At 62.8% G+C, this 22,526-nt stretch carries 14 protein-coding genes and 6 tRNA genes; 10 read left to right on the plus strand and 10 right to left on the minus strand.

Annotation, left to right across the window (positions count from 1 at the left end; genetic code table 11):
- The first annotated feature begins 34 nt into the window (after positions 1-34).
- From dapD to asnB, 6 genes are all read left to right on the plus strand, one after another.
- Entirely contained in the window at positions 35-1,234 is a 1,200-nt protein-coding gene (dapD, locus tag ABB30_RS07755) for a 2,3,4,5-tetrahydropyridine-2,6-dicarboxylate N-succinyltransferase (protein ID WP_057637787.1), read from the plus strand.
- Between the two features lie 50 nt (positions 1,235-1,284).
- On the plus strand, positions 1,285-1,644 hold the full coding sequence (locus tag ABB30_RS07760; protein WP_057637735.1) for a Spx/MgsR family RNA polymerase-binding regulatory protein: 360 nt from the start codon (positions 1,285-1,287) through the stop codon (positions 1,642-1,644).
- 1 nt (position 1,645) lies between these two features.
- Positions 1,646-2,773 carry a succinyl-diaminopimelate desuccinylase gene (dapE, locus tag ABB30_RS07765; RefSeq protein ID WP_057637736.1) on the plus strand — a complete coding sequence of 376 codons (1,128 nt, stop codon included), beginning with the start codon at positions 1,646-1,648 and terminating at the stop codon, positions 2,771-2,773.
- A gap of 134 nt (positions 2,774-2,907) precedes the next feature.
- On the plus strand, positions 2,908-5,178 hold the full coding sequence (locus ABB30_RS07770) for an AAA family ATPase (protein ID WP_275452398.1): 2,271 nt from the start codon (positions 2,908-2,910) through the stop codon (positions 5,176-5,178).
- On the plus strand, positions 5,175-7,133 hold the full coding sequence (locus ABB30_RS07775) for a UvrD-helicase domain-containing protein (RefSeq protein WP_057637738.1): 1,959 nt from the start codon (positions 5,175-5,177) through the stop codon (positions 7,131-7,133). Before ABB30_RS07770 ends, ABB30_RS07775 begins: the two co-directional genes overlap by 4 nt.
- Before the next feature lie 355 nt (positions 7,134-7,488).
- Entirely contained in the window at positions 7,489-9,186 is a 1,698-nt protein-coding gene (gene asnB, locus ABB30_RS07780) for an asparagine synthase B (RefSeq protein ID WP_057637739.1), read from the plus strand.
- Positions 9,187-9,268: 82 nt separating this feature from the next.
- Here the strand turns inward: asnB and ABB30_RS07785 are convergent, their stop codons facing one another.
- Positions 9,269-10,387, minus strand: coding sequence for an alkene reductase (locus ABB30_RS07785; RefSeq protein WP_057637740.1), 1,119 nt, complete (start codon positions 10,385-10,387; stop codon positions 9,269-9,271).
- A 136-nt stretch (positions 10,388-10,523) separates the two neighbouring features.
- Positions 10,524-12,878 carry a penicillin acylase family protein gene (locus ABB30_RS07790; protein WP_057637788.1) on the minus strand — a complete coding sequence of 785 codons (2,355 nt, stop codon included), beginning with the start codon at positions 12,876-12,878 and terminating at the stop codon, positions 10,524-10,526.
- 159 nt (positions 12,879-13,037) lie between these two features.
- Between ABB30_RS07790 and ABB30_RS07795 the strand changes: the two genes are divergently transcribed.
- The 4 genes from ABB30_RS07795 to ABB30_RS16195 all read left to right on the plus strand — a co-directional run bounded on the left by ABB30_RS07795 (position 13,038) and on the right by ABB30_RS16195 (position 16,479).
- A complete protein-coding gene (locus tag ABB30_RS07795; RefSeq protein WP_057637741.1) occupies positions 13,038-13,526 on the plus strand; it encodes a ferritin-like domain-containing protein in 489 nt (162 codons plus the stop codon).
- A gap of 164 nt (positions 13,527-13,690) precedes the next feature.
- Positions 13,691-14,548 (plus strand): hypothetical protein, encoded by an 858-nt coding sequence (locus ABB30_RS16190; protein WP_152980633.1) that lies wholly within the window; start codon positions 13,691-13,693, stop codon positions 14,546-14,548.
- A gap of 120 nt (positions 14,549-14,668) precedes the next feature.
- The gene (locus tag ABB30_RS07800; RefSeq protein ID WP_152980634.1) at positions 14,669-15,547 is read left to right on the plus strand and encodes a hypothetical protein; all 879 of its coding nucleotides are present in this window, start codon (positions 14,669-14,671) and stop codon (positions 15,545-15,547) included.
- Positions 15,544-16,479, plus strand: coding sequence for a hypothetical protein (locus tag ABB30_RS16195; RefSeq protein ID WP_152980635.1), 936 nt, complete (start codon positions 15,544-15,546; stop codon positions 16,477-16,479). The genes ABB30_RS07800 and ABB30_RS16195 overlap by 4 nt, the downstream gene beginning before the upstream one ends.
- A gap of 400 nt (positions 16,480-16,879) precedes the next feature.
- On the opposite strand, the gene parC is transcribed toward ABB30_RS16195, so the two are convergent.
- From parC to ABB30_RS07845, 8 genes are all read right to left on the minus strand, one after another.
- Positions 16,880-19,123, minus strand: a complete 2,244-nt coding sequence (parC, locus tag ABB30_RS07810; RefSeq protein WP_057637744.1) for a DNA topoisomerase IV subunit A — start codon at positions 19,121-19,123, stop codon at positions 16,880-16,882.
- Positions 19,124-19,233: 110 nt separating this feature from the next.
- On the minus strand, positions 19,234-21,102 hold the full coding sequence (locus tag ABB30_RS07815) for a chorismate-binding protein (protein ID WP_057637789.1): 1,869 nt from the start codon (positions 21,100-21,102) through the stop codon (positions 19,234-19,236).
- 109 nt (positions 21,103-21,211) lie between these two features.
- Positions 21,212-21,298 (minus strand) — tRNA-Leu (locus tag ABB30_RS07820).
- 166 nt (positions 21,299-21,464) lie between these two features.
- Positions 21,465-21,551: transfer RNA gene (locus ABB30_RS07825), tRNA-Leu, on the minus strand.
- 155 nt (positions 21,552-21,706) lie between these two features.
- Positions 21,707-21,793, minus strand: a tRNA-Leu gene (locus tag ABB30_RS07830).
- Positions 21,794-21,931: 138 nt separating this feature from the next.
- A tRNA-Leu gene (locus ABB30_RS07835) sits at positions 21,932-22,018 on the minus strand.
- 138 nt (positions 22,019-22,156) lie between these two features.
- A tRNA-Leu gene (locus ABB30_RS07840) sits at positions 22,157-22,243 on the minus strand.
- Between the two features lie 150 nt (positions 22,244-22,393).
- Positions 22,394-22,480 (minus strand) — tRNA-Leu (locus ABB30_RS07845).
- Between the last annotated feature and the right edge of the window lie 46 nt (positions 22,481-22,526).

The raw sequence follows: 22,526 nt of genomic DNA on the forward strand, positions 1-22,526 counted from the left end.
CGTCGTGGCCAAGAAGGCAGATGCCAAGAAGGTTGTGGCCAGGAAGCCGGCCGGCAAGCAGGCCGCTGCCAGCAAGCCGCAGGTTGTAGCCAAGCCGGCTGTGGCAAAGAAGGCTGTGGCCAAGAAGGTTGTGGCCAAGACCGCTGCAGCCAACAAGCCGGCCGGCAAGAAGGCCGCAGCTGGCAAGCCGCAGGCTGTTGCCGGCAAGGCAGCTGCCAAGAAGGCTGTTGCCACCAAGGCAGTTGCCAGCAAGGGTGCTGCCAGCAAGCCCGTTGCCAAGGTGGCCGCGCTGCGCAAGCCGGCTGCCAAGCCGTCGGCACGTCCGGCCAAGTTGCCGGCCGCCAAGTCCGCGCCGCGCAACACCGCTGCACGCAAGCTGGCCGCACAGTTCAACGCCATGAGCGTGGAGCAGCTCAAGGCCCGTATCGACGTGGTCTTCGATGCCCGCGCCGAGCTGACCGTCGCGCAGATCAAGGCCGAGGTGGCCCCGCTGGTCAACCGCGTGGTCAATGGCCTGGAAAGCGGGCAGTTCCGCGTGGCCCAGCCGCTGGCTGACGGTGGCTGGCAGGTCAACGAATGGCTCAAGAAGGCCGTGCTGCTGTACTTCCGCATCAACGACATGGCAGTGACCAGCGCCAGCCCGGCACCGTTCTGGGACAAGGTGGAAGCCCGCTTTGCCGGCTACACCGCCAAGCAGTTCCGCGAAGCCGGCGTGCGCGTGGTTCCCGGTGCGATTGCCCGCCGTGGTACCCACTTCGGGCGTGACGTGGTGCTGATGCCCAGCTTCACCAATATCGGCGCCCATGTGGGCGAGGGCACCATGGTGGACACCTGGGCCACCGTGGGTTCCTGCGCGCAGATCGGCAAGCACTGCCACCTGTCCGGCGGTGCCGGTATCGGCGGCGTGCTCGAGCCGCTGCAGGCCAGCCCCACCATCATCGAGGACCACTGCTTCATCGGTGCGCGCTCGGAAGTGGTGGAGGGCGTGATCGTCGGCCACCACTCGGTGATCGGCATGGGCGTGTTCCTGGGCCAGTCCACCCGCATCTACAACCGCGCCACCGGCGAGATCAGCTACGGTTACATCCCGCCGTACAGCGTGGTTGTTTCCGGCTCGCTGCCGAGCAAGGACGGCAGCCACTCGCTGTACTGCGCGGTGATCGTCAAGCAGGTGGACGAAAAGACCATCGGCAAGACCAGCATCAACGAACTGCTGCGCGGCCTGGCCGACTGATCCAACCACGGCCGGGCTTGTCCCGGCCGTTTTGTATTGAAGGAACACACATGACTGCCACCATCCATGGCCTGAAGAACTGCGACACCTGCAAGAAAGCCACCAAGTGGCTGGACCGTTTCGGTGTGGAATACAGCTTCGTCGATTACCGCGACAACAAGCCTTCCCCGGAAACCCTGCTGGAATGGGCCGCCCAGCTCGGCGGCCTGGCCGCGATGGTCAACAAGTCCTCCACCACCTGGCGCCAGTTGCCGGAAAACCGCAAGGCGGCCGATTCGGATGCCGAATGGAAGCTGCTGCTGCGCGAATACCCGCAGCTGATCAAGCGCCCGGTCGTGGTCACCGCCGACGGCGTGGTCAGCCAGGGCTTCTCTGATAACGGTTTCAAGAAGCGCTTCAACATCGACTGACATGTCCTCTGTTCTTGATCTGACCTGCGATCTCATCGCCCGCCCGTCCATCACCCCGATCGATGCCGGTTGCCAGCAGCTGATCGCCTCCCGCCTGGCCACTGCGGGTTTCACCATCGAACACCTGCGCTTTGGCGAGGTCGACAACCTCTGGGCCACGCACGGGCAGGGCGAGCCGGTGCTGGTGCTGCTCGGCCATACCGACGTGGTGCCGCCCGGCCCGCGGCAGGATTGGACCAGCGACCCGTTCACCCCGGAAATCCGAGATGGCGTGCTCTATGGCCGTGGCGCGGCCGACATGAAGGGCAGCGTCGCCGCCTTTGTCGTGGCCGCCGAACAGTTCGTGGCCGCCCATCCGGAGCATCCCGGTACCCTGGCCGTACTGGTGACCTCGGACGAGGAGGGTGATGCGATTGATGGCGTGCGCCATGTTGCGCGCCTGTTTGCCGAGCGCGGCCAGCGCATCGACTGGTGCATCACCGGCGAGCCCTCATCGACCGCGGTGCTGGGCGACCTGCTGCGTGTGGGCCGTCGCGGCTCGCTCACCGGCACGCTTACCGTGCGCGGCGTGCAGGGCCATGTCGCCTATCCGGACAAGGCCAGAAACCCCATCCACCTGGCCGCACCGGCGCTGGCCGAGCTGACCGCCCGCCGCTGGGACGAGGGTTATGAAACCTTCCCGCCGACCAGCCTGCAGGTCTCCAACATCAACGCCGGCACCGGCGCCTCGAACGTCATTCCCGGCACGCTGGAGGTGATGTTCAATCTGCGCTACACCCCGCTGTGGAATGCGCAGAAGCTGGAAACTGAAATCCACGCCCTGTTCGATGCACACGGGCTGGATTATTCGATCAAGTGGCACCGCAGCGGTGAGCCGTTCTACACCCCCGAAGGCCGCCTGCGTTCGGTCGCCCGCGACGTCTTGGGCCAGTTTGCCGGCAAGGCGCCGATCGAGAGCACCGGCGGCGGCACATCCGATGCCCGCTTCATCGCCCCACTGGGCGCGCAGTGCATCGAGGTCGGCCCGGTCAACGCCACCATCCACCAGGTGGATGAGTGTGTGCGGGTGGAGGAGCTGGAGCGGCTGCCGGAACTGTACCGGCAGTTGATTGAGCGGTTGTTGGTTTAGATAGCAAATATCATTTGATTTTATTGTCTCGGCGTGATTGGATTGATATTTATTGTGGGGGTTTTTCTTTACTTGGCTTAAGGCTGATTTTCTCAGGGGGCGATTGGATGGTATCTCGCAGTGCGACAGGGGGTATGTCGCTAAGATTTATTGAGCTGACTGGGTTTCGTCGTCTGGAAATGATTCAGATGGAAATTGATCAGAAGACTACTATTCTGGTCGGCGCAAATAATAGTGGAAAAACATCGATACTCGCAGCTCTCCGGCACTTCCTTGCGGACGGATCTCCGTTCGGTGCATTCGACATCAGCCTTTCGCAGTGGCCAAAGCTGCGAGCTTTTGGAAAGGCATGGGAAGCGTTGTTGGAAGATCCTTTGACCGTGAGTGGTGACGAGGAACATTGGGAGCAGCAGCTTCAAAGCCTTCTCTCGGCCATGCCAACGCTGGACCTCTGGTTCGATGCGGAGGCGGGTATGTACCACTACGTTGCTCCATTTCTATCTAAGTTCAGCTGGAAGGGCGGTGCCGTGGGTATCCGCCTGCGCCTGGAGCCGGCATCAACAGCTGAAGAGCTGAAGCAACTCGCTTGGGTATATCGCGCGGCACGCGAGCCAGTGAAGGATATGGGCGCTGACTCGCTGGCCTGGCCTATCGACCTTCTAGACTTTTGGCTCCGTGAGCCCTCAAGGCTTGGCCAGGTTCGTGCATACAAGCTCGATGCAGAAAACAATCCTATAGCTGGCTTCAAGACCTACGTCACCCCGACACTTGCTGCAAATGCCATTCATATTGAGCGCAAGCATCTTTCCAGGGTCATACGGGTGGACTTTGTTGCCGCACAACGTGGGCTGGGCAGCGAAGAGGCTGAGTCGCGATCCGCCTCCGGCCCTCATCGAGTAGGTATGTTCTCAAACCAGCTCCTTAAGTTCGCCCGTCAGCACTTGAACGTCTCCAGTTCAGGGCATAGTCAACGAGCGGATCTAATCAAAGCTGTGGCGGACGCGCAGAGAGACCTCGATAAGAAGATTCACGAAGCAATTGCTGATTCAGTTGAAGAAGTGAAGGAGCTCGGCTATCCCGGTCTGCACGATCCTCAAGAGATTCGTTTTCGCACACGCATTCAGACGGCTGATCTGCTAGACCACGGAACTGCAGTCCAGTACAGCATGCAGAAGGAGTCGCTCGAGGAGTTACTCCCTGAATACTCTATAGGACTTGGCTACCAGAACCTCCAGTCACTCAGCTATCAGCTGGTGTCATTCAAGGCAGCACGGCTCAAGCCGGATAAGGAATCTCCTGCACCCGTTCACCTAGTGATGATTGAGGAGCCTGAAGCGCATCTTCACGTCCAGGTGCAGCGCATCTTTTCCGACAAGGCACACAAACTCATCAGCCCGGTGGGGGCGGACGTTTCCGCCCTCAACAGCCAGCTACTCATTAGTACCCACTCGAGCCATCTTGCACACGCCGAGAACTTTGATCGTCTCCGGTATGTCCGGCGCATTGCTAAGAGTTCCGCGAGTCCAATGCCGACAACCGAAGTGGTCAATCTTGGTCAGGTCTTTGGTGACGACAAGAAAACACGTCAGTTTGCAGAGCGCTACTTCCGTGTTCAACACACCGACCTGCTATTCGCGAATGCGGCCATCTTCGTTGAAGGCGTTGCCGAGCGCATGCTTGTCCCCCTCTTTATGGAACGGGATTTCAAGGATTTGAGCAGTCGGTATGTATCCTTTCTTGATATTGGAGGGAGCCATGCCCATCGACTCAAGCCTCTAGTCGAGAAGCTCCGGATTCCTACCGTCATCATCACAGACGTAGATCCTTGCGAGGAAGAGGTCGGCAAACCCAAGAAGAACGGTGAGCCAACTAAGAAGTTGGTCGCTGTTGCAAACACGGGCCAAGCAGGCCTCCAATGTGGCAACCCGACGCTCCGAGGTTGGCACCCGAAGCTTCAGAAGCTAGATGACTTCAAGAGTCCGACCGACGCTCAGTTGGTATGGAGTGAGACTGCAGAGTGCCTCGTTCGATTCGCCTGGCAGCTGCCTGTTGCTGAAGCAGACGGCAGCTGGCCTAGCTCTTTTGAGGACTCTCTCGTTCTTTCGAACATTTCTTGGTTCAAGGGTCTCATGGATGAGAAGGTAGGTGATGATGGCCTGGAGATAGAGCCGCCAACTGGGGCGCTTGGTTCTGTAGCTAAAGCTGTCGCCAATGCTGGAAGTGTTGCTGAGATGGTCGCTGCGCTTCATAAGGTAATGCACGGATCGCTCAACAAAGGCGAGCTTGCCGCGAGCATCTTCGAGAAACTGGCCTCTGATGAATCAGTTGTCTGCCCAAAGTACATCGCAGATGCCTTGGCCTGGCTACAGGCTCAGCTTGAGCCCAGCAAGGAATCGGTGGCATGAATGCTATCCCCATCTTTGCCGATAACGAGCGCGATGCAGGGGTCGTCGAGGAAATATGCGGATATCTTACTGAGGAGCCGCCGCGTAACTACTTCCTCTTTGCTGGTGCTGGCTCCGGAAAGACGCGTACTTTAGTCGAGGTTCTGCGTCGAATGACAGGTGTTGTGCGGCACGAAAAGGGCGGGCAGCTTGCCCGACGACTGCGAACGTATGGCCGTTCGATACGTGTGGTCACATACACGAAGAACGCGGTCGCGGTCATCAATGGACGTCTCGGAGACAACGATCTTGTGAGCGTCTCCACAATTCATGCGTTCTGCTGGGAGCTCGTCAGCGGATTTAATGATGACATTCGAGCAGCGCTCGTCGCCATCAAGCAAGCTCAGCTTGAAAAGGAAACGGCAGAAGCGGCGGCCAAGCCGAGGGGAATCACTCCAGCTAAGCAGCGAGACTTGGATGAAATTAAGGCAGACATCGAGGCATTCAAGCTGACAGATGTGTTCATCTATCATCCAGACCGGGAGACACATGGTGCCGGCGCACTCGCCCACAATCACGTGCTGGACGCTACAGCTTGGCTGCTGCTGCACAGGCCTACGCTGCAGACCATTCTGAAAGACCGTCACCCCATCATTCTTATTGATGAGTCGCAAGACACGATGAAGGGCATGCTGGATGCCTTGATGAGCCTTGCAGAGCCGAGGGGGAGTGGGCTCACCCTTGGACTGCTTGGCGATCATCGGCAACGCATCTATACCGACGGTCATTCTGACCTTCCAAGCCTAGTCCCGGTGAGCTGGGCGACGCCAGAGCTGCAAATGAACCATCGCAGTCAGCGTCGAATCGTGACGCTCATTAACAGAATCTGGGAGGCGGAGCTCGAAGGTCGAACGCAGCCAGCCAATGGCGTCGAACAGCACCCGCGAATGGAGAAAGCTGGCGGGGTGGTCCGAATCTTCATCGGTGATACTTCCCTCTCGCCGGAGGAAAAAGTCAAGGCCGAACGTTGGTGCGCAGATCAGATGCGACAAGCGAGCGGGTCTGATGCCTGGAGTGAGGATCAGTATCAGTTGCTTGCTCTGGAGCATAAACTCGTGGCAACTCGTGGTTCTTTTCTCGATGCGTACAGTGCAATGGCTTTGATCGACCCGAATTCGGCCGCGCCTACGGGAAGCGGCGAGAACAAGGGGCCCGCAGCTGTGCAGATGCTTTTGAATGAGCTTTCACGGTTGGAGGCATGTGTTGGTGAGGATGGTGCCATCGACGAGTTCAAGGCCACCGAAGTCTTTCGTTGTTTCGGTCGTCTCGATAACATGCCGGAGAGCGAGGTCGAGCGCGCGAAGCGTTTCGAGGAAATACTTCAAGGTATCTCAGATTTCGCTGCTGCCTGTGCAAATCCTGAAGCTACAGTCGAACAAGTTCTCACATCGGTCTTGAATGCAAAACTGTTCGAAGTCGATCCTCGTCTTTCAGCGGCATTTGCCGACAAGTCTCCTGCGCCACCAGCTCCAGGTAGGGGCGAAGAGGAGTCCAAGAAGGACCGGATACGTCGGGGTTGGTGTGCGTTGTTCGCTACCCCATGGAGTCAGCTACAGAAATACTGTACTTATCTCGCGGGAAATTCGGTGCTTGCCACTCACCAAGTGGTAAAAGGATCAGAGTTTCTTCATGTCATGGTTGTGATGGACGATAAGCTGGCCGGCGGCAATCGGTTCTCGTACGACAAGATTTTTGGTGGTGTCCGGCTAAGCAAATCGGACTTGGATAATGCGGGAAAAGGTAAGGAGACGACTATCGATCGTAGCTTGCGCCTCCTGTACGTCACCTGCAGCAGAGCCAAGGAGTCGCTAGCGCTAGTTCTTTGGTCCTCCGATCCTTCGGCCGCGCTGAATCGTATCAAGGAGAGTGAGTGGTTTTCGAACGAGGAAATTATCGAAATTAATTTTCAAGTTTGATCTGTAAGATTGCTTCATTATCGGATACAGGCGTGAGGTCTAATAATGATAAATGTATCTGTTGCCAATGAAACCGTTGCAGCCGCCTGATCTTCCGGGTTAGTGTCGTTGCCATGCACGCCGTCCTCAACGCCAACGTGAACAATCCGAACAATCGCAACAATGCGATTGGGAACGATCGCGTGGGCAGGATGCGGACCCGCGCACTGGCTTGAGACACTCAGCCAGACCAACAAAACCCGCATCGAAGGATGCGGGTTTTTTGTTGGGCCCGGCTGGGGCCTGCACCACCGTCACACGCTTCATCGCAACACCGCCGTATCTCCGTCTTCCCCCATGTTTTGGAGTACTACCCATGTGTTCGATCTTCGGCATCTTCGGCCTGCAACCCGGCGACGACCTGGCCGCGCTGCGCCGCCAGTCCCTTGAGCATTCCCAGCGCCAGCGTCACCGCGGGCCGGACTGGAGCGGCGTGTATGTGGATGACGGGGCGATCCTGGTGCACGAGCGCCTGGCCATCGTGGACCCTGCCGGCGGTTCGCAGCCGCTGCTCTCCGATGATGGCGAACTTGCCCTGGCGGTGAACGGGGAGATTTACAACCACAAGGCGCTGAAGGCCGAATTGAAACAGCCCTATGCCTTCCAGACCGAATCGGATTGCGAGGTGATCAACGCGCTGTACCGCGAAGACGAGCCGGGCAGTTTTCTCAACCGCCTCAACGGCATCTTTGCCTTCGCCCTGTGGGACAAGGCCAAGGGCCGCGTGCTGATTGCGCGTGACACCATCGGTGTGGTGCCGCTGTACTGGGGCCATGACAGCCAGGGCCGCCTGCGCGTGGCTTCGGAAATGAAGTCGCTGGTCGATACCTGCGCCGACGTGGCCCAGTTCCCACCCGGCCACTGGTATGACAGTGCCACCGGCCAGCTGACCAAGTACTACAACCGCCCCTGGCGCGCGTACGAGGCGGTGGAGGGTGTTGCCGCCGATACGGCCAAACTGCGCGAGGCCTTCGAGGCCGCCGTGCACCGCCAGCTGATGACCGACGTGCCCTATGGCGTGCTGCTCTCCGGTGGCCTGGATTCCTCGCTGGTGGCTGCGGTGGCCGCGCGTTATGCCCGTCACCGCATCGAGGATGGCGACCAGACCGAGGCCTGGTGGCCGCGCCTGCACAGCTTTGCCATTGGCCTGAAGGGTTCGCCGGACCTGGCTGCCGCCCAGGTCGCCGCCGATCATCTGGGCACCGTCCACCACGGCTTCGAATACACCTTCGAGGAAGGCCTGGATGCACTGCCCGAGGTCATCCGTCATATCGAAACCTATGACGTCACCTCGATCCGCGCCTCGACCCCGATGTTCCTGCTCGCACGCCGGATCAAGGCGATGGGGGTGAAGATGGTGCTCTCCGGCGAAGGTTCGGATGAGATCTTTGGCGGCTACCTGTACTTCCACAAGGCGCCCAACGCGCGCGAGTTCCACGAGGAGCTGATCCGCAAGCTCGACGCGCTCAACAACTACGATTGCCTACGCGCCAACAAGTCGATGATGGCCTGGGGCGTGGAGCCGCGTGTGCCGTTCCTGGACCGGGAGTTCATGGATGTGGCCATGGCGTTTGATGCCAAGTACAAGATGGTGGACAAAGCCAGCGGCGGGGCGCAGCGCATGGAGAAGGGCATCCTGCGTGCGGCCTTCGAAGGCTATCTGCCGGATGAAATCCTGTGGCGGCAGAAGGAGCAGTTCTCCGATGGCGTGGGTTACGGCTGGATTGATGGCCTGAAGGCCCATGCCGAGGCGCAGGTGAGTGATCGCGAACTGGCCGCCGCCGACAAGCGCTTCCCGGTCAACCCGCCGCAGACCAAGGAAGGCTATTACTACCGCACCCTGTTCGAGCAGTTCTTCCCCACACCGGCCGCCGCCGAGACCGTGCCGGGCGGCAAGTCCATTGCCTGCTCCACCCCGGCCGCGATTGCCTGGGATGCCAGCTTTGCGTCCATGGCCGACCCTTCGGGACGCGCCGTGGCCGGTGTGCATGACCAGGCGGTGAGCGCCATCTGATCCGTGCTGGCTTGATCCCAGTGGGTGACAGACAACGGGCCGCAGCATGCGGCCCGTTGTCTGTATGGCGATGTGTGCAGGCTCAGGCGGGGGAGCCGTCGGCGGTGGGGTAATCGGTATAGCCGTGTGTATCGCCACCGTAATACGTATTGCGGTCCGGCTCGGCCAGCGGCAGGTCATCGCGTAGGCGGGCCACCAAATCCGGGTTGGAAATGAAGGGCTGGCCGAAGGCGGCCAGATCGATCAGGCCGGCATCGAGCAGGGCCTGGGCGCGGGCCTTGGTCATCTTGCCGGCCAGGATGATGCTGGGGCGGAAGGCGGCACGGAAATCGGCCAGCAGGGCCTGGTCAATCGCGTGCGGCTGGCCATCGCCGGTGCCGTTGTCGGACAGGTGCAGGTAGGCGATGCCACGTGCATCCAGCTCGCGTGCCAGTTGCAGGTAGGTTTCGCGGTTGTCCGGATAGGGCTGCATGTCGAACACGAAACCGTTGGGAGCCAGGCGGATGCCGACCTTGTCCGCGCCGATGCGTGCCACCAGCGCGTCCACCACTTCCAGGGTGAAGCGCAGGCGGTTGTCGCGGCTGCCGCCGTATTGATCCTGGCGTTGGTTGACGTTGGGGTTGAGGAACTGCTCGAACAGATAGCCATTGGCGGCGTGGATTTCCACCCCGTCAAAACCGGCCGCCACAGCATTGGCACCGGCATCGGCGAAGGTCTGTACCAGCTGGGCGACCTCATCGGTCTGCATTGCGCGTGGCGGGGTGGGCGGTGCGCGGCCCGGGGTGCCATCGGGCAGGGTGATGAAGGCAAAGCTGTACGGGCTCTCGGCCACCGGCACCGCGCTGGCGCTCACCGGGGCGCCACCATCGGGTTGCAGCGAGCTGTGCGACATGCGGCCCACGTGCCAGATCTGGGCGAATATGCGCCCGCCCTTGGCATGCACGGCATCGGTGACCAACTGCCAGCCGGCGGTCTGCTGCGCCGACCAGATGCCCGGCACGCCGATATAGCCCTGGCCGGCCGGGGTTACCGGGGTGCCTTCGGTGACGATCAAGCCGGCGCTGGCCCGCTGGGCGTAGTACTGCGCGGTCAGCGCGTTGGCGATCAGGTCCGGGTTGCGCGAGCGGGTCATCGGTGCCATCACGATGCGGTTGGCCAGCGTGGTGCCGGCCAGGTCATAGGGGGCGAACAGTTCGGTCATGGGGGCATCCTGTTGATCGGCATGACAGGGTTGCACAGGCCCCGGGAGCTGTCTGTCATCGCTCCTGCAATGCTGTGTTTGACTTGCTTGCGCCGCCGATGGCCCCATGGGCGGGGGCCACCGCAGGTAGCCGGATTCAGCGCGCTGGCTGCAGTTGCAGGGTGTGCTGCGCCGGGCCGGGCAGGAACGGGGTGGGGCGGCCGGCTTCCCAGTCGTCATGGCCGGTGCCCCAGTAGGGCGAGAGCGGGTGGCCGCTCTGGCCGCCGGGCATGTGCACGATGCCGTCGGCCTCGTGCCCGGGCGAGACCACCATGCGCTGCGAGGCGCCAAAGGCCGGGCCCTGCACGCGCGGCAGGTGCGCATCCCCGGGCAGGGCGTGGGCGGGCATGCACAGCCAGCGCTTGGCCAGTGCCGGCAGTGCCCGCGATACCGGGTGGCAGATGGCCGTGGTGTTGCGCTCACCCCAGCTGCGTTGGCTCAGGTCCGGCCCCTGGGTGGACAGGTCGGTTTCCAGTTGCCGCGCCACATCGGCCAGCAGGGCGTCCCAGCTGGCATGACCGGGCGGCAGCAGGTGGGCCGGGCGTTGCTGCAGCAGCGGCCAGACCACGCCTTCCAGCTGCGGCAGGCGCGGAGCCACGTAGTCATTGCCCAGGGCGGCGCGGGCCGGCGCGGTGTAGGCGCTTTCCAGCGTGTCCAGGGTGATGCCGCGGAAGCCACGGGCCAGCCGGTAGCTCACCGAATCCACCGAGGCGCGGCCTTCCCATTGCCGGCTGGCCGCTTCCAGCCGCTGCAGGGCGGGGTCATCGCTGCCACTGACGGTCTGCCGCAGCAGCTGCCACCAGCGCTGCATCAGCAGGGCGCGGTCATCGAGCTGGATGGCCAGCAGGTCGGCTTCGTCGAACTGTTGCCGGGCGAACAAACCATCGCGGATCTGCAGCCCGCGTGCGCCCAGGTCATATCCGCCATCACCGACGACGGCCAGGTCTTCACTGCCCACCACACGGCCATTGGCGGTCCACAGGCGGTGCTCGGCCGGGTCGATCAGGCTGGGGGCCTGGTCGGTGCGGTTGTCCCAGGCCGGGCAGTTGGCGGCTGTCTGCCCGGTGTTCATGGCCGCTGCCGGGCAGCGAGGATCGCGTGCCGGGCGGGTGCCGATCAGGCGCCAGCCGATGCGTCCGTGGCGGTCGGCCAGCAGCAGGTTCTGTGCCGGGATGCCGGAGCGGTCGGCGATGGCCTGGGCACTGTCGATGTCGGTGGCGCGGGCCATGTCGGCAAAATCCAGGCGCACCGCGCCGGGCAGATGTGCGGTCCAGCGCAGGGCCAGGGCGCCGCCATCGGGGCGCTTGTGCAGCACCGGGCCCCAATCGCTTTCTTCCACGGTCAAGGTCTGTGGTGCGGCGCCGGCCACCCGCAGGGTCTCCTGATGGCGGCGCACGCCAGCCAGCTGGGCGGCGCTGAGCGGGGCGAAATCGGCGGTGTCGATATAGCTGTTGGTGAAGCCCCAGGCCACATGGCCGTTGCTGCCCACGATCACCGCCGGCAGGCCGGGCAGGCTGAAACCGCTGACATCCACCTGGCCATCGGCCGCCAGCGCATCGGCATAACGCAGGCGCACGCGGAACCAGATGTTGGGCGCACGCAGGCCTAGGTGCATGTCATCGGCCAGAATCGCCCGGCCATCGGCGGTGAGTGCCCCGGCCACGGCGAAGTTGTTGCTGCCCTTGACCTCGTCCTGCGAGGGCGAGGAGTGTGCGGGTGCTGCGGTCGGGCCCTGGCGCAGGTCCAGCTGCTGCACATCCGGCAGCGTGGCATCGCCCAAGGCTGCGCCGAACAGGGGGGCATCGGAGCTGCTGCCAGGGTGGCTGAGCAGGGCGAACAAGGCCGGTGGCAGGTGCGCCTGCAGCTGGGCCAGGCCCAGTTCGCGGCCGTTGTTGCTGTCCTGCAGGTCGGCATACATGGCCAGGCCGGTCAGCACCGAATCCTCCAGCGTCCACGGGCGCGGCTGCTGGCGCAGCAGCAGGTAGGGCCAGGGGCGCACTTCGAGCGCGGCCAAGCCGGCATTGACGCCATCGCGGTAGGCCTCCATCACCGCGCGCTTGTCGCCCAGTGCCAGGGCCAGGTTGTCCTGGGTGCGTGCGCGCAGGCGGTGCACGCGCATCTTGCGGTCCATCGGCAGGGCGGCCGGGCCGAACAACTCGGCCAGCTCGCCGGCGGCAGAGCGGCGCATCAGGTCCATTTCAAAGTAGCGTTCCTGGGCATGGATGAAGCCCAGTGCCCGGGCCATGTCCTGTTCGTTGTCGGCCTGGAGGCTGACCACGCCCAGTGGGTCGCGTTGCACGCTCACGCTGCTGCCCAGGCCGGCCAGCGCCTGCTGCCCATCCAGCTGCGGCAGGCTGCCGCGCAGGGCCAACACCGCGGCCAGCAGGGTGATGGCGAGCAGGGCCAGCACGGCCACTACGGCCCACAACAACCAGCGTGACCAACGGCGCAGCGGGTGGGCCATGGTGTTTCCCCAGAGGATGAATACGGCGATTGCAGCACGTCACCCCGGCCACCTGCAAACGAAGTGCAAGTGCGACTGATTGGCTTTTGAACATGGCCGGAAAAGATCGGGCATGATGCCCGCCATCACTGCAAGGGAGCCCCCGACATGAAAGGCAACACCGCCGTTATCGATTGCCTCAAGGCCCTGCTGCGTGGCGAGCTGGCCGCGCGCGACCAATATTTCATCCATTCCCGTCGCTACGAGGACCAAGGCCTGATGGCGCTGTACGAGCGCCTGAACCACGAGATGGAAGAAGAAACCCAGCACGCCGACGCCCTGCTGCGCCGCATCCTGTTCCTGGGTGGCAACCCGGACATGAGCCCGGTGGCCTTCGAGCCGGGCGTGGACGTGGTGTCCATGCTGCAGAAGGACCTGGAAACTGAGTACCTGGTGCGCAACAACCTGGCCGCCGGCATGAAGCTGTGTGAAGAGCAGGGCGACTACGTCAGCCGCGACATCCTGCTGGCCCAGCTCAAGGACACCGAACAGGACCACGCCTGGTGGCTGGAGCAGCAGCTGAGCCTGATCAAGCGCATCGGCCTGGAGCTGTACCAGGCCAGCAAGCTGGCCGGTGGCACCAGCGTCGGCCACTGAGCGCAGCGGTTTCAGGCAACAAACAAGAACCCGGGCACTGCCCGGGTTTTTTTGTGCCGCACTGGCGCTATCAAGGCCGGCTGCATCGCCATGGCCATGCCTACGCTGTGTGCTGGTTGGAATACAGTGCTGTATCCCAGGCTGCGATGACAGGAGGTCGTGACATGTCCGCCAGGTTTCCACATACGTTTGCCCTTGCAGCGTCCTTGATGCTGCTTGCCGCCTGCACCGCAAGCGACGCTCCGGGGAAAGCAGGTTCCAACGCCATGGGGCGCGCCAGCAATCGTGATTCAACGGCGCTGCTTGACCCAGCGCGCCAGCTCTATCGCTATGGCAGTGGCACCTGTCGTGAACTGGGCAAGCTGCCTGCGCCATGGCGGGAGCTGGTTCACCAGCGCTACGAAAAACCGGGGCCATGGGGACGATTTCCACCGGGCTACAGTACGGTGACCAAATATCCCAGCTCCACCACGGAGGTGCGCCTGGAGGCCGAATATGCGCAGTTGGGAGTGCCGCCCGCCAATACGCTGCCCGGTACCATTCGCCGGGGTGGTTTGCTGCAGGACGTTGCAGTCCTGTCGCTGGGGCCATCACTGGAAGATAGTCCGCACTGGATACACTCGAAAATACTGGAGGTGCTTTCGGGTATACAGCCAGGTTGGCGGACACAGCAAGCGATTCCATTCAAAACCAGTTGGGGGGAGGAGCTTGCTTACGTGCCGATGAAGGCGCCGTTCCCAGTCAGTGATGGCTTCTGGGTGTATGCAGCGGGTCCCAACGAAGATGAATTGTCTCCACTTGTGATAATCAGCCCATCTCAGCGGGCGGGTGTGCATTGCTACCAGAACTACAACATGCCGAACCCCACCTGCATGGGGGTGATCCTGTTGAGCGACGACGAGGTTGCCACGATTGATGTGAACTACGAAGCGCTGGGCATGCTGCAGGAAGTGGTGGCGTCAATGATCGAGGCCGCGCGCACCATCCGCGTGGATTGTCCTGTGGAAGGGCCGGCAGCATGACTGACCGTATCGGAAGCCCGGTCACGATATTCATCGCTCAGCGATGGCAATATCCGTGCGTTGCATTCTTGACTGAGTGAATGCGGCTCCGTAGATGCTGCCAAGACAGGAGGTTTTGACATGCATACCTGCTTTGCAGGCACGCCGGCCTTCGCAGCGTGGTTGAGCCTGGCGGCCGTGCTGGCGGCCTGCACGCCTGAAAAATCGTATTCCGAGCAGACAGCAATGTCTGCTGAAGCTGAGACTGGCAGCAAGGATTTTTATTACGAAGAGCTGCTTGACCCAGCGCGCCAGCTCTATCGCTATCGCAGTGGCACCTGTCGCGAACTGGGCAAGCTGCCTGCGCCATGGCGGAAGTACGACAGCAGGCGTTATGAAAAACCGGGGCCTTGGGGGCGATTCACACCGGGGTATGATTGGGGGCCGATGGTCAGCGTTACCGCCACCGAGCTGATTCTGGAGGCAGAGTATGCGCAGTTAGGGGTGCCGCCTGCCAATACGTTGCCCGGCACGATACGCCGATCAGGATTGCAACAGGATGTTGCGTTGCTGGGACTTGGAGGGCGCATCGACAGGAGTTCTTTCCGAGAAATGAGAGTGGTTCAGCAGGCACTGTCTGTGGCGCTGCCTGATTGGAGCCCGCAGCAACCGCTTCCGTTCAAGAGCCCTTTGGGGAAGGACCGGGTGTACGTGCCCATGAAGGCCCCGTTTCCGGTCAGCGCTCAGTACGGGGTCTATGCTGAAGGTCCGGACCACCTTAGCGATAAGTCGTCGCTGGTGATCATTAACCCGATCCAGGGTGCGGGTGTGTATTGCAAACAGGATTACAACTGGCCTAATCGGAGTTGCATGGGCGTGATCACGCTGGGAGAGGGTGAGGTCGCGACGATGAATATAAACTACGAAGCGCTCGGCATGCTGCAGGAAGTGGTGGCGTCAATGATCGACGCCGCACGCGCCATCCGCGTGGACTGTCCTGTGCAAGGACGGGTGCAATGACCTGCCGTATCGGTAGCGGCGCCGATGATGCTGCCAAGACAGGAGGTTTTGACATGCATACCTGCTTTGCAGGCACGCCGGCCTTCGCAGCGTGGTTGAGCCTGGCGGCCGTGCTGGCGGCCTGCACGCCTGAAAAATCGTATTCCGAGCAGACAGCAATGTCTGCTGAAGCTGAGACTGGCAGCAAGGATTTTTATTACGAAGAGCTGCTTGACCCAGCGCGCCAGCTCTATCGCTATGGCAGTGGCACCTGTCGTGAACTGGGCAAGCTGCCTGCTCCATGGCGGAAGCTGGTTCATCAGCGCTACGAAAAACCGGGGCCATGGGGACGATTTCCACCGGGCTACAGTTCGGTGACCAAATATCCTAGCTCCACCACGGAGGTGCGCCTGGAGGCCGAATATGCGCAGTTGGGAGTGCCGCCCGCCAACACGCTGCCCGGTACCATTCGCCGGGGGGGCTTGCTGCAGGATGTTGCAGTGCTGTCGCTGGGACGGCCACTGGATGAACATGCACACTGGGTACACGCGATCATCCTGGAGGTTCTTTCTGGGGTGGAGCCCGGTTGGCGTACGCAGCAACAGATTCCATACACGACCAGTTCGGGGGAGGAGCGGGTTTACGTGCCGATGCAAGCGCCGTTCCCGGTCAGTGATGGCTTCTGGGTCTATGCAGACGGCCCGGACTATCTGAGTGATAAATCGCCCTTGGTGATCATCAACCCGGCCCAGCGGGCGGGTGTGCACTGCTATCAGAACTACAACAAGCCCAATCCGAGCTGCATGGGGTTGATCCTGCTGGGCGACGACGAGGTGGCCACGATTGATGTGAACTACGAAGCACTGGGCATGCTGCAGGAAGTGGTGGCGTCAATGATCGAGGCCGCGCGCGCCATCCGGGTGGGCTGCCCTGGGGAAGGGCCGGCGGCATGACTGACCGTCCCCGCGCCCCGATTCCGCTCAGTAGGCACAAGTTCAGGCGCTGCGCCCGAGGTGGCAATCAATGTCAAAGGTTGGCGGCTGCCGGCAACGCTGGCCGGGGTTGTAGGAGCGACCTCCGGTCGCGATCGGGCAACAGGTGAGGTTGAGTTGTCGCGGCTTGAGCCGCTCCCACAAGGCGCGGAGGCATTGGTGCAGGAAAGCAAAAGGCCCCACCAAGTGGGGCCTTTTGTTGTTTAAGCGCCTCGCCGCGCGCCGATGCAGTGCGCAGTGGGCTTGCGCTTATTCCACCGCCAGACCATCCACCTTCTGCCGCGCCATGTACATCCATGAGCGGCAGGAATGACGAACGCGTCGCCACGCGCCCGGGCAGTGATGTGCCGGGCTTGTGGACTTACTCCACCGCCAACCCGTCAACCTTCTGCCAACCACGCGGCAGCAACTGCCCGCGGGTGCCGCGGGTGCCGAGGTAGGTTTCCAGGTCCTTGTAGGCCAGGGTCATGGTGCGGGCGCCGCACAGCACCTGCAGGTTCTGGCCGGGGCTGACGGCGGCGATGGCGATCACCCGTTCGGTGGCCAGCTTGGCCTTGGGGATTTCGATCAGCTTGTTGCCCTTGCCCTTGTCCAGTTCCGGCAGTTCGGTGGCGGCAATGGCCAGCAGGTTGCCCGAGCTGGTCACGGCAACCAGGCGGTCGCTGTCGATGGCGCTGACCGGGGCCGGGGCCAGCACATCGGCGCCATCGGCCAGGTTGAGCAGTGCCTTGCCGGCCTTGTTGCGGCCGATCAGGTTCTCGAACTTGGTGATGAAGCCATAGCCGTGGCTGGACAGCAGCAGGAAGTGCTGGCTCGGCTCGGCACTGGTCGCGGTGACAAAGCGGGTGCCGGCGGCCGGGGAGAAGCGCCCGGTCAGCGGCTCGCCGTTGCCACGGGCCGAGGGCAGGCCGTGCACCGGGGTGGAATAGCTGCGCCCGGTGTTGTCCAGGAAGGCCACCTGCCAGTTGCTGCGCGCACGCGCGGCGGCCTGCAGCTTGTCGCCATCGCGGTAGGACAGGCCGGCCGCGTCGATGTCGTGGCCCTTGGCCGCACGGATCCAGCCCTTTTCCGACAGCACCACGGTCATCGCTTCGCTGGGCACCAGCTCGGTTTCATCGATGGCCTGGGCCGCCTGGCGGGCGACCAGCGGCGAGCGGCGCTCGTCACCGAACTTCTTGGCATCGGCCAGCAGCTCGTCCTTGATCAGCTTCTTCAGCTTGGCCGGGCTTTCCAGGGTGGCGATGATCTTGTTGCGTTCCTTGCTCAGCGCATCCTGCTCGCCCCGGATCTTCATTTCTTCCAGGCGGGCCAGCTGGCGCAGGCGGGTTTCCAGGATGTAGTCGGTCTGGTCTTCGGTCAGGCCGAAACGCTCCATCAACACCGGCTTGGGCTCGTCCTCGGTACGGATGATGGTGATCACCTCGTCCAGGTTGAGGAAGGCCACCAGCAGGCCGTCGAGCAGGTGCAGGCGACGCTCGACCTTGCCCAGGCGGTGGTTGAGGCGGCGGGTGACGGTGTCGGTGCGGAAGCGCAGCCATTCGGACAGCAGCTGCTTGAGGTTCTTGACCTGCGGCCGGCCGTCCAGGCCAATCACGTTCATGTTGACCCGGTAGCTGCGCTCCAGGTCGGTGGTGGCGAACAGGTGGCCCATCAGCTGCTCACCATCCACGCGGGCCGAGCGCGGCACCAGCACGATGCGGGTCGGGTTGGCGTGGTCGGATTCGTCGCGGATGTCTTCCAGCCACGGCAGCTTCTTGGCCCGCATCTGCGCGGCGATCTGCTCGATCACCTTGGACGGCGACACCTGGTAGGGCAGCGCGGTGACCACCAGGTTGTTGGCTTCCTTGGCCCAGATCGCGCGCGCGCGCACCGAGCCGTGGCCGGTGGCATACATCTGGCGCAGGTCGGCGGCCGGGGTGATGATCTCGGCGGCGGTCGGGTAATCCGGGCCGCGCACGTGCTCGCACAGCTCGTCCAGGGTGGTGTCCGGGGCGTCGATCAGGCGGATCAGGGCCGACACGATCTCGTTGAGATTGTGCGGCGGCACGTCGGTGGCCATGCCCACGGCGATGCCGGTGGTGCCGTTGAGCAGCAGGTGCGGCAGGCGCGCCGGCATCCAGGTCGGCTCTTCCAGGGTGCCGTCGAAGTTGGGGTTCCAGTCGGTGGTGCCGTGGCCCAGCTCACCCAGCAGCACTTCGGCCAGCGGGCTGAGCTTGGACTCGGTGTAACGCATGGCCGCAAACGACTTGGGGTCATCGGAGGAGCCGAAGTTGCCCTGGCCGTCGATCAGCGGGTAGCGGTAGGAGAACGGCTGGGCCATCAGCACCAGCGCTTCATAACAGGCGCTGTCACCGTGCGGGTGGTACTTACCGATCACGTCACCGACGGTACGTGCGGACTTCTTGTGCTTGGAGGCGGCATTCAGGCCCAGCTCGCTCATCGAATAGATGATGCGGCGTTGCACCGGCTTCAGGCCGTCGCCGATGAACGGCAGAGCGCGGTCCAGAACGACGTACATGGAGTAGTCCAGGTAGGCGCGTTCGGCGTATTCGCGCAGCGGCAGCTGCTCAAAACCGTGGAACGAGGAGCGGGCAAGGTCGGTCATGCGGAAAGTTACCAGTAGCCAGGAAAGGCGGCGCCAGGCGCCGGCACAGCCTGCTGATTATCCGCATGACGCGGCCGATGCCAAGCACTGTGCTTGGCCGCAGCGTGCAATCAGGCCGTGGCAGCGGCCAGAACGGCCGGGATTGCCCCGCGCAGCGCGTTGCACAGCAACAGCTGGCTGGCCTTGGCCAACTCGTCGCGGTGGATGGGCCGTTGCCGTGCGCCCAGCCGGGAATCGGCGAGCAACTGGGCGCGCATCACCCCGGGCAGTAGCTTGCCGTTGGCCGGCGGGGTGAACCAGTGGCCGTCGAGCTGGACGAAGACATTGCTGCGCGCCCCTTCGGTGAGCCAGCCATCGGTGTCGAAAAACAGCATGTCGAAGGCGCCGGCGGCCTCGGCCCGGGCAATGGCCGCATCGTAGGCCTGGCGCAGGCTGGTCTTGTGGCCCAGCAGCCAGGTCGGTGTGGTTACTGGTGTGTCTGCCAGCAGCACCTGCACCGGGCCATTGCCAGGCAGGGCGGGCAGCAGGGCGCTGCGCCAGTGCAGCTGGCCATCGGCGGCCAGGGCCAGGCGCAGGCGCCAGGTCCGGGCCGGGTCCAGTGCGGCCAGTTGGGCGGCAAGGGCGGTATCGAGCTGCGCGGTGTCCAGCGGCAGGCCCAACTGCGCGGCACTGGCACACAGGCGCGCCCGGTGTTGCGGCCACAGTGCGGCCTGGCCAGCCTCCACACGGAGGGTTTCGATCAGTTCCAGCCCGGCCATGTCGTGGCGGGCGAAATCGGCCTTGAGCTGGCATTCGGCCCATTCGGCCGCCGCGTCCGAATCAATGGTGATGCCGGCACCCACCGGCAGGCGGGCGTGGAAGCCACCATCGGCGTGGGGCCGCAGTTCGATGGTGCGGATCGGCACCGACAGGCACAGCTGCATGCGCGCCGCATCGGTGCCGCCATCCAGCCAGCCGATCGCGCCGGTATACAGGCCGCGTAGGTGCGGGGCGGGTGCGGCGGTTTCCAGCTGCTGGATCAAGGCCATGGTGCTGCGCTTGGGCGCACCGGTGATCGAGCCGCAGGGGAATACGGCGCGCAGCAGTGCGGCCAGGTCGGCGCCGGGCTGCAGCTGCGCCTGCACCGTACTGGTCATGCCCAGCACCCGGCCGGTGTGCTGCACGTCGAACAAGGCCGGCACCTGCACCGAGCCGGGCAGCGCCACCTGGGCCAGGTCGTTGCGCAGCAGGTCAACGATCATCAGGTTCTCGGCGCGGTTCTTGGCATCGCTGCGCAGCCATTGCGCCGCAGCGGCCGGGTCATCGCCGGCGGCCACGGTGCCCTTCATCGGCGCGGCGCTGATGCGGCCGTTCTCCACGCGCACGAACAGCTCCGGTGACAAGGACAGCACCCACTCGCCCTGCGGCAGATGGATCAGGGCGGCATACGGGGCGCGCTGGCGCTGGCGCAGACGGGCATACAGGCTGGCCGGGCAGCCGTGGGCCAGCCCGTGCAAAGGGAAGGTGTGGTTGACCTGATAGGTATCACCACGCCGGATAGCGGCCTGGATCTGCTCGATGGAACGGGTGAAGCGGGCCTGGTCATGGCCGGGCTGCCAGCGCAGCAGGCCGGCCGGTTGCGCGGCCGCGTCGGCCAGCCAGGCATCGACCTGGTCGCCATCCAGTCGCTGTTGCCGCGCAAACAGCAGTGCGCGCAGTGCCGGCGCCGGGCCGTGCTCGTCTGCCGGGCTGGCAAGCCCGTGCAGATGCAGGCCCCATTGATAGTCGGCCAGCAGCAGGGCATGCATGCCCGCGTCCAGTGCGGCCTGCACTTGCTGCTGCCAGATGTCCAGGCTGTCATTGGCGGTGCAGCGCAGCTGGCCGACGAAGTCATGCAACAAGCGGCTGCGCGCCGGCCCCGCCGTGGCTTGGGCATCATCAAGCAAGGCGAACGGCGCATGGCTGGCCAGCAGCTGGGCGAGGGTGGGGCAGGCAGGCATGTGCGGCATGGTGGTGGACCTGGAGCAGGCGAGCAGACCGCAAATTGCCCGCAATGGGAAGCGCAGATACGAAAAAACCGGCTTTCGCCGGTTTTGTCTGATCAAGTCATGGTGCCCAGGAGAGGACTCGAACCTCCACGGAGTTGCCCCCGCTAGCACCTGAAGCTAGTGCGTCTACCAATTCCGCCACCTGGGCGACTTGACGAGGTGAATTGTGCGGTGCGTTGTTGCCGTTGTCAACGATTATTTCACTTTTATGAAGAGGCGCTATTGTGTGCGCCTTCGCTACCGTCTCAGGCGCCCATCCGCCGCCGCGCAGGCATGAAAAAACCGGCTTTCGCCGGTTTGATCTGATCAAGTCATGGTGCCCAGGAGAGGACTCGAACCTCCACGGAGTTGCCCCCGCTAGCACCTGAAGCTAGTGCGTCTACCAATTCCGCCACCTGGGCGACTTGACGAGATGAATTGTGTGGTGCGGCAGCGCTGCCGTCAATAGGTTTTCACGCGACTTATTGCTTTGGGCAGACTCTGCAAAGTATTGATTGGCCAGGGGATTTTCTGGATTTCAGACATGAAAAAACCGGCTTGCGCCGGCTTGATCAGATGGTGCCCAGAAGAGGACTCGAACCTCCACGGAGTTGCCCCCGCTAGCACCTGAAGCTAGTGCGTCTACCAATTCCGCCACCTGGGCACTTCAGGAGCAGCGATTATGCGTACAACTTTCGCCTTGGTCAAGGCTTTGCAAAAACTTTTTGCAGGCCGGAATGGCGGGGTGGCCGTGCCTAGGATTGCAGGCATGAAAAAACCGGCTTTCGCCGGCTTGATCAGATGGTGCCCAGAAGAGGACTCGAACCTCCACGGAGTTGCCCCCGCTAGCACCTGAAGCTAGTGCGTCTACCAATTCCGCCACCTGGGCACTTCAGGAGCAGCGATTATGCGTACAACATTTGCCTTGGTCAAGACTTTGCAAAAACTTTTTGCAGCCTGGGATGACGGGGTGGCTGCGCCTAGGATTGCAGGCATGAAAAAACCGGCTTTCGCCGGTCTGATCATATGGTGCCCAGAAGAGGACTCGAACCTCCACGGAGTTGCCCCCGCTAGCACCTGAAGCTAGTGCGTCTACCAATTCCGCCACCTGGGCACTTCAGGAGCGAGGATTATGGGTGGGTGTCGCGGAGAGGTCAAGAGGTTGTGAAAGATATTTTTCGGGACACGCGCATGGCGTGGCTGTACCGCGCTGTCACGCGGGATTTCAGGCATGAAAAAACCGGCTTTCGCCGGTTTGATCAGATGGTGCCCAGAAGAGGACTCGAACCTCCACGGAGTTGCCCCCGCTAGCACCTGAAGCTAGTGCGTCTACCAATTCCGCCATCTGGGCACTTCAGGAGGTGCGCATTGTGGGGATGTTGATGCAGGCTGTCAAC

Source organism: Stenotrophomonas ginsengisoli (assembly GCF_001431485.1).
In the GTDB taxonomy this organism is placed as follows: Bacteria; Pseudomonadota; Gammaproteobacteria; order Xanthomonadales; family Xanthomonadaceae; genus Stenotrophomonas; species Stenotrophomonas ginsengisoli.